Below are 8,371 nucleotides of genomic sequence, written 5' to 3'. Positions count from 1 at the left end.
CTCCACAGATCCTGTAGATGATATTCATGTTCCTAAGATTAGTGCTGGTGGAGTGTATGAATTGTCGTTAACTGGCGGACAAAAGGATCAGAATGGTAATAAAATTAAAAGTAAGTATGTAGCAAATAAAATGACAGGATTAGTTTTTGGTGAAGATTTACCTTCCAAAGATTTGGCAGGAAATTCTGCAAATCCTAATAAGATTTCCAATCCGGACAATATCGTATATTCTGAAGGAATGAGAACATTATTTATTGCCGAGGATGGCGGAGGGCACCACAATAACTACGGATGGGCTTATGATGTAGATACAAAAAAATTATCTCGTATCATCTCTGCTCCTAAGGGTGGCGAAGTAACAGGTATACAAACAATTGATAATTTAAATGGATTTACGTACTTGATGGTCGGTTCTCAAAATCCAGGAAATGCCGGTTATCTATCTGGATTACCTTCCCTTGGAGATAATCATAGAGAAAACAGAGATGGCCATAACAACAATAGAAATGATTAATAAAAAGGATCGTTGGATATTTTCCAACGATCCTTTTTTTATGCCTAACCTGAAGAAATGAAAGATGAAAACCGAAGACCTATGTTTTTAATGATCTCAGCAGAAAAGGAAATTGCTATTGCTTCTTTCAAATAAATAAACAATAGTTTTTATATTCCATCGGAAGCGTTTAATAAGAACCATGGAAAATAATCAAACTTTATAATAAGAGAATCATTTATGTAAAGAGCATGTTTGATTAATCCTTTTTCAAACCATGCTCTTTTTATTTGTTCATTTGTATTATTTATAATAGATTAAGATTAATTATATTTGATAAATATGGAGGAGTAATAATGGGAATAGAAAAAGTAAAACAATATTTTATGCAATGGGGCATTGCAGATAAAATAATTGAATTGAATGCTTCTAGTGCAACTGTTGAATTAGCTGCACAGGCAATTGGTTGTGAACCTAATAGGATAGCAAAAACATTGTCCTTTATGGTACATGAAAAAGCTATTTTAATTGTAGCTGCAGGTGATGCCAAAATAGATAATTCAAAATACAAAGCACAATTTTCAACAAAGGCAAAAATGCTAACAGCAGATGAAGTAATTGAGTTGATAGGACATGCTGTTGGGGGTGTATGTCCTTTTGGTATTAATGACGGTGTCACTGTTTATCTTGATGATTCACTAAAAAGATTTGAAATAGTATTCCCGGCCTGTGGAAGTAGTAATAGTACAATTGAATTGACAATTGAAGAACTTGAAAAATATTCAAATTATTCTTCATGGATTGATGTTTGTAAAGGGTGGCAATAATTTCCGAAAAACAATGAAACTGATATATTCAACTTCAAGTGTAGAAAAATGAGCATTCTCATTAAATCCAGGGGGGGCGTTAGTTGAAATTCATATTACTTATACTTTCAAAGATAATATGTATCAAGCTGAACAGATTAGTTTTATTCCCGGATCGAAATTAGAATAGAATAGGCGCCTTAGCGCTACTAAGGAAGCTTTCACATTCATTCACTTCTTTCGAAGCAATTGTCGTGTTTGAACACAAATGACTGTCACAGGTGTCTAATGCAATATATACATATGAACAAGCGCATGATGATATAGATAATGATTGATGAAAGCCTTGTTCAATTAATCGGTGCTTATGTTATATAAGAAATAATAAAAACAGCACAGTTTATTTAACTGTGCTGTTTTATTTTCCGATATCTTTGAATTCAAATAGGTTGTGACAATACCGGATTGTCTTAACCATTCATACTTAGTCGATCTGGGGCTTCTGAGGTAGTCAGCGAAATTCGTAATGATACACAAATTATAATGGAACAACATCGTTAAACATATGTGTGTACGATTACTGGATAGATTTCAACTGAGGCTAATTGAGCTATTTTTAATGTCTACCGTTTGACTTAATATGATTATCTACATTAATTAAACTATTAAATTATTTTTTATTCCCTCCGACAATTGGAAGAATGAGTTCACTTTTAGTCGGTGTAATCGTAATTTTTGTACCGGCTGAAGGACGGATCGTGTAGTCATAATCGCTTGCAATTAGAACAAGACCAATTTTGCTGCCCGGTTGGAATACGTAATCATCCGGTTGCAGATCCCATGTGAATGTATAATCCCGGTTTGGCTCAAGCCATTTCGAATGATCGTCACCCTTTTGATTTTGCGGATCCATCCAACCGCGTGTAACAATCGTTGGTCTTGTGCCGCTAAAATCGACGAGTAAAGCTGTCAAGTTAGCTACGGGCCGATCGATGCTTGCCTTTAAGCTTACTGTAGGGGTCCCGCTAATCCGCACCGCATCCGTAAGTTCAGGAGTAAGATAGACAAGACGGTTTGGTAATTCCGATTCCGGATCATCGATTAATACATTTGCTTTTATCATAGGATCATCGAAAAAATGTTTCTTGTTATGTGGTTTGTTCGGAAGTGACTTGCTGCTCAATATTCCCGCGGCACTATTCTTATCTGAGTCTAACTGAAATTTAACAGAGACTGCAGTAGCTTCCGGCCAATTTGACTGTTGGTGCCACGTGCGGTTTTCGCGTTGAACATCTACTGCAGGCTCATCCATAATTCCATTTTCGATACCGTATAGCCAATGGTCGAACCATCTGTTTTGGGTTTCTTGCCAATTGTTTGTCGAAGTGCCACCGTGACCGCCTTGATGGAGCCACATTTTACGTGGGACTTTATTTTTTTCGAGCACATTCCACCATTGATCGAATTGCTTCGTTTTCACATTCCAGTCGTTAAGTCCGTGTACAATAAATACACTCGCTTTTATTTTCTTCGCGTCTAACAAATAATTACGTGCAGCCCAAAAATCATTATAGTCGCCAGTCTCACGGTCTTGACCAGCTGTTATCTCATCTATGACCATTTGGCAAATTCCCGGATTATTTCGTGTTAACACAGCATCTGCCAAAACGTCCGCGTCCTCGCCTTGGTAACCTCCTGGCGCGATTACGGAACCGTTTGACCGGTAGTAATCATACCAGCTGCTAATAGCAGCAATTGGAATGATTGTTTTCAATCCTTCCACGCCTGTTGTGGCAACAGCGTTCGGCAACGTTCCGTTATATGATACACCTGTCATCCCGACATTTCCGGTAGACCAATCTGATGATACTTCCGTACCGTCAGCTGTGTATGCTTTCGCACGACCGTTCAGCCAATCAATTACAGCTTTTGCTGCCATAGTCTCATTGTAGTCTCCTGTAGTAGGGCAACCGTCAGATTTTCCTGTCCCGATACTTTCACCGAGAATAACTGCATACCCCCGTGGGACGTAGTAATTCCCGTATGAGCCGAGGTTTGCGGGTTGTGCGCTTGCCCCAGCGAAAGGTTTACCGCCGTTTTTATTGCCAGGATGAGGAACCGGTGTCAGTTCATGATTGACGTCATAAAAAGAAATACTATTAAGTCCTGAATTATACGGGCTTATTTCATAAATGACAGGGACTTTAATACCCGGATCTGTATTCGGCCGCATCACTTTAATCGAGATTCGGTCGAACTTTCCGTCCCGGTCACTGTCCACTGTCGTTTCGACGAATAGATTCTCTATAATCGCGTCGTCAGTAGAGTAAATCGGTTTTGTCATCCCGTTTTCGAGTTCGTACTTAATCGATTCGGACATTATGGATGGAATTATACCACTTACTTTCTCATACCCATTTGCCTCTATTTGCCCACTATTCTGTTGAGAGTATTGCTGTTCAGGTGCTTTTGCTAATGTGTTTGAACTTAATAGCATCATGACTGAAAGCATGGAACTGACCGCAATAAAAGACTTTTTCTTCTTCACAAAATCTCCTCCTACTACATCTTTATCCCCCGTAGGATTAGTCCCCGGAGATGAATCCTACTCTATTATTCTCCATGACACAGAGAATGTTTTGTGCATCTTTGCATTCCTTTTACGAGAACAATAAATCTGCGAATTTAAAAAATAAGTTTCTATCAAATTATCAAATTACATCACTCCATTTTTTAACAAAAATGTATTACTGCTACTACTATAACTCAATTTTTATAATATTCAAATTTTATGAAAATACATCTCATTAAAATAGAATAAGACAGAGAAAACTCATTGCCAAATGATGAATTAACTCTGCTTTAAAAGTTAAGTGATGTACCACATCTTTATTTAATTGTATCGATTGCTTTTGTTTTTGAAATGTTTGGAATCTAATATGTCACATGAGTTCCTTCTATTATATAGGTAAAACTATATTGATTTTTTTATTCTCTAACTATTTTTCCCTAAATTTATTTCGTAAGCCAATGATAGGAGGACTAGAAAATGTTCGCCTGAAACAGTGGTTGATTTTATTTAACATTTATCAACGGAAACGGAAACGGAAATCGATGGATTGTTATTCATATTTCCTGACTGAATTGTTAATCATATATGAATCTATTATTCTTTTGTAAAATTTTGTTAAGTTTGGATAAATGATATTGATAGCCTAGTATAAAGTAATATAATGAAACTGTTCTGATTTTGGCACGTTCGAAAAATGGGGAATGGAGGTTTTAGTTACTACAAAAAGACGTGTGGATATTAGAGGGGAACTAAGAGATTTAGCACTAATTATTTTATAAAAAGGAGAATGAAGAATGAAGATAAAAAAATTACTTATAGTTGGTTTGGCAGCAACTACGATTGCAAATGTGGGGGCAACACAACAAGCTAGTGCCTCTATGGTAACTCCAACGTCTATTACTGATAGCAAAAAATTTGATAAGCTACATTCTGATCTGCTAGATCATCGAAAAAATGCTCCTCTTATGATTACAGCACACCGTGGACAGTGGCGTGAATACCCGGAAAACTCGCTGGGGGCAATTAAAGAGGCGATCAAGGACGGCGCTGAAATCGTCGAAATCGATGTCATGCTGACAGCGGACGGGGTACCTGTCTTAATGCATGACACAACTGTGGACCGAACCACCAACGGAACAGGAAAGGTTAGTGATTTCACTCTGGCAGAAATTAAGGAGCTCCGCCTAAAAGAAGGTCTTGGTGGACAAACGGCTAAGTTAACGGACTACACGGTTCCCACTTTGGAGGAAGCTATGCTTGCAGCCAAGGATCGTGCTATCGTAAACCTTGATAAAGGCTGGAACATCCGTGAGGAAATGTACGACGTGCTTATCAAAACGGATACTGTTGATCATGGATTGTTCAAGGGAAGCCCAAATGTGGAAGAAGCGGCAGAATTTATGGTAAAGGATCCGGAGATTCTGTATATGCACATTATTAATGATAACACTGCTGACACAGTAGACACATTCCCAGGACGCCAGCCAGTAGCATATGAGGTCATTTTTAATGATTTAAAAGATCCACAAATTCAACAGGAGAAAGTACAACAAATTCAGAAAAACAGCAGGGTTTTTGTCAACGTCATGTGGTATGGCCTTGCCGGGAGATATACAGATGAGGCATCACTGCGGGATGTAAATCTTGGATGGAAAGCTGTGACGGACCTTGGTGCGAACATTCTGCAAACCGACAATGTCGAGGCGATGGATTACTGGCGCGACGGAGGTAATATGAAGCTCTGGGATGCGCAAATAGGAAATCGAACCGTCCGTGTTCAGGCTGAGGACTTTCTACCAGGTGGACAGGGTGTCGGTTATTATGATCTTGATCCAAACCGCGTTGACCCTTCAGATCCAGACTGGATTGATGTCGCTGACAGAACTGGTGCGATCGTTGTAAATTCAAACCAGGAGGGGGAATGGGCTAAATATGAAGTGAACATTCCGAAATCAGGTTTGTATAAAATCTCAGGTCGCGTGGCTGCGAAAGTTGCTCCAGCGGGTACCATCAGATTAGAATGGGATGGAGATTTTAGCGAGGAGATAGAAGTGGAAAACACTACGGGTACCGATGCTTATGAACTTCAAGAATGGGATTATAGATATCTGGAAAAAGGAACTCATACCTACGCTGTCCATATCACTGCACCTAGTTTTCATCAACTGGACTACATCCAGTTTGATTTGCAGAAATAACCTCCCATTTGTGGTTAAAGAGTGAGTCATAATAAAAAGATTTTCAAGTTGCTTCAAAGCTCTGAAGCAACTTTCTTCTATATTAAATTTTCATTTGAATTTTGTTGAATTAAACTACCTAGAACTTTCCATAGACGTTATATCCTGTGATATTTCCGTTGCTGCCTGGTGCCTTGGTAAATACGCCACTTCATTGATTTTGTGGGCTCCTCCAAGGTTTAGCAACGGCTGGCTTTGGCGGTTATGCAGCGGTTGCGGAGATTAATGTCTCTGCAGTTGATTAAGAATCACCAACGACAACGGAAAATGCGCCAAGCGGCTGGGTCAATCAAGACACCACGGTAACCTTAAGCGCAAGCGATAACGGATCGGGTGTAGCCAATACCAACTACACGGTAGACGATTGAGCTAAGCAAACGGGAACTACTGTCGTATTGTCAGAAGAAGGTGAGCATAAGCTTGTATATTGGAGTGTAGACAAAGCAGGAAACGTGGAACGGGCACATACAGTATCCGTTAGCATCGACAAGACAGCTCCTTCGATCGCGGTGTCCGTACTGGGAGATAACAGCATTTATGAACTTTGATGAAAAGAGGTCCCTTACAGGGCATGAAGTCTTATAAGTGGGAAGGAGGGGAGTTATTGAAACAGAAAGAAGAATTGTACAAAGTCCTGCAAGAAAAAACAGGAATTATTTATAAGTATTTAATTAAGAACGGGGCAAATCTTCGAGATGCTGAAGATGTCATACAAGAGGCATTATATAAATTTCTTTTATACATTGATTCTGTCGATCCTGACAAGTCGTTTAGCTGGTTATTCCGTGTACATGTTCAAATCGATCGAAACCAAGAGTTAACAGCAGTGAAGAAACTATGAGAAATTGGAATTAGTAAGAGAGTATGAATAACTTTATAAGTTTTTATCTCACATAGTAAAAAACCCATAAAGGAATTTCGCAACAAAATCCCTTTATGAGTTTTTTTATTTTAATCAAATGTACGGAAAACCTTCTGCTTCAACCACTTTTATTTGTTATTTTTATACTCAATAAGTTCAGAAATAGTTACAAATTTGTACCCTTGTTTTTGAAGTTCAGGCAAAATCTCCTCAAGTGCTTTCACCGTCTGTTTACGATTACCACCACCATCATGGAAAAGAATGACGTCGCCCTGTTTTGTAACATTCAATACYTTATTGACGATTTTTTTAACACCGGGGTTTTTCCAATCCTCTGTATCTTGGTGCCAAGACCACATTACAACTTTGTATCCTTTGTCCACAGCCAACTTTATCATTTCATCTGTATATTGCCCGCCAACAGGTCGAAACAACTTTGGGTAAGAACCCGTTATACTGTATATTGTTTCATTGGTCTGTTTTAATTCTTTCTCTAATTTTGTGATTGTTGTTTTTAAAGGATGTGTATATGTGTGATTTGCTATTTCATGCCCTTCATCGTGTACTCTTAATACAAGTTCCGGATATTTTTCTGCATTTTCTCCAATAATAAAGAAAGTAGCTTTAGCATCGTAATTAGCTAATAAATCTAAAACTTCAGCAGTATATTTTCGGTGGGGACCGTCGTCAAACGTAAGAGCTACTATTTTTTCTTCCGTTTTTATTTCCCACACCACTTCCCCAGTTTGTTCGTAATGGCGACGTCCCTTATCAGCAAATACATTAAATCCAGCATGGAAAATGGAACTTACAAGAATAATTGTAGATAACACTAAAACATACTTTCCCTTCAATTCTTCACTTCCCTAATCCAATTTATCAAGTATCACATCCATTATATTTTTTACATTAAGCAATAAATTATACCTTTATAGCGCTCACTAAATTCGACCTGCTTTAGGGCAATTTTGGTCGAACTATGTTTATAAAATCGCTAATTTCCTTTTACTTAACATTAGAACTCAGAGTGATTATTATAATTGTCCTCACTCTCCTTTTCTGGGATGCTGATGAAAAAAGTGAATTGCGAGTTGGAATCTGTGCATTATTCAGCCAAGGCTTTCTTTAGTTAGCTCTCTTTTTCCCTCCTGCAGGTGGCAATTTTTTCATGTCAACTAAATGAATCATGAAAATAAATGAAATGGAGAAACTATGGAATGTGATGCTAAAAGGAGGGTTTTATTTTTGTTCCAGAGTCTTCGATATCCGATTTTTTTGGTGCTGAGTTTTTTCGCTTTTTCGTCGCTTGCTACAGCTGAAAGCGAACAATCCAAAGAACAACTTTTGAACCAGCGTATGGGTTATTACCAACAATATTCAAATCCTTCTGTGCCGTGGTAC

Annotated in this window: 5 protein-coding genes and 1 pseudogene; 4 read left to right on the top strand and 2 right to left on the bottom strand. The window is 38.2% G+C overall.

Annotated elements, in window-relative coordinates; translation table 11 throughout:
* Window positions 1–514: pseudogene (locus tag AC1DOS_RS15610) on the top strand (PhoX family protein); the annotation flags it as partial.
* A gap of 335 nt (window positions 515–849) precedes the next feature.
* Window positions 850–1,320: a YbaK/EbsC family protein gene (locus AC1DOS_RS15605; protein WP_477538239.1), complete on the top strand. Its 471-nt coding sequence runs from the start codon at window positions 850–852 to the stop codon at window positions 1,318–1,320.
* A 649-nt stretch (window positions 1,321–1,969) separates the two neighbouring features.
* Here the strand turns inward: AC1DOS_RS15605 and AC1DOS_RS15600 are convergent.
* A complete protein-coding gene (locus AC1DOS_RS15600; RefSeq protein WP_477538238.1) occupies window positions 1,970–3,847 on the bottom strand; it encodes a Xaa-Pro dipeptidyl-peptidase in 1,878 nt (625 codons plus the stop codon).
* An 818-nt stretch (window positions 3,848–4,665) separates the two neighbouring features.
* Here AC1DOS_RS15600 and AC1DOS_RS15595 point away from each other — a divergent pair.
* Together AC1DOS_RS15595 and AC1DOS_RS15590 are read left to right on the top strand one after the other, a co-directional pair.
* The gene (locus tag AC1DOS_RS15595) at window positions 4,666–6,069 is read left to right on the top strand and encodes a glycerophosphodiester phosphodiesterase family protein (RefSeq protein WP_477538237.1); all 1,404 of its coding nucleotides are present in this window, start codon (window positions 4,666–4,668) and stop codon (window positions 6,067–6,069) included.
* Between the two features lie 643 nt (window positions 6,070–6,712).
* Window positions 6,713–6,949 carry an RNA polymerase sigma factor gene (locus AC1DOS_RS15590; RefSeq protein ID WP_477538236.1) on the top strand — a complete coding sequence of 79 codons (237 nt, stop codon included), beginning with the start codon at window positions 6,713–6,715 and terminating at the stop codon, window positions 6,947–6,949.
* Between the two features lie 149 nt (window positions 6,950–7,098).
* On the opposite strand, the gene AC1DOS_RS15585 is transcribed toward AC1DOS_RS15590, so the two are convergent.
* Window positions 7,099–7,824, bottom strand: coding sequence for a polysaccharide deacetylase family protein (locus AC1DOS_RS15585; RefSeq protein WP_108587986.1), 726 nt, complete (start codon window positions 7,822–7,824; stop codon window positions 7,099–7,101).
* Window positions 7,825–8,371 lie beyond the last annotated feature (547 nt).

Source organism: Paenisporosarcina sp. P5_A11, assembly GCF_056400705.1.
Note: the sequence above shows the minus strand (reverse complement) of the source record. Positions and strands in the feature narration are given on the sequence as shown.

Bases quoted from the DNA above. Each gene is read 5' to 3' on its own strand.
- AC1DOS_RS15595 (WP_477538237.1), top strand. From the start codon at position 4,666: ATGAAGATAAAAAAATTACTTATAGTTGGTTTGGCAGCAACTACGATT.
- AC1DOS_RS15605 (WP_477538239.1), top strand. From the start codon at position 850: ATGGGAATAGAAAAAGTAAAACAATATTTTATGCAATGGGGCATTGCA.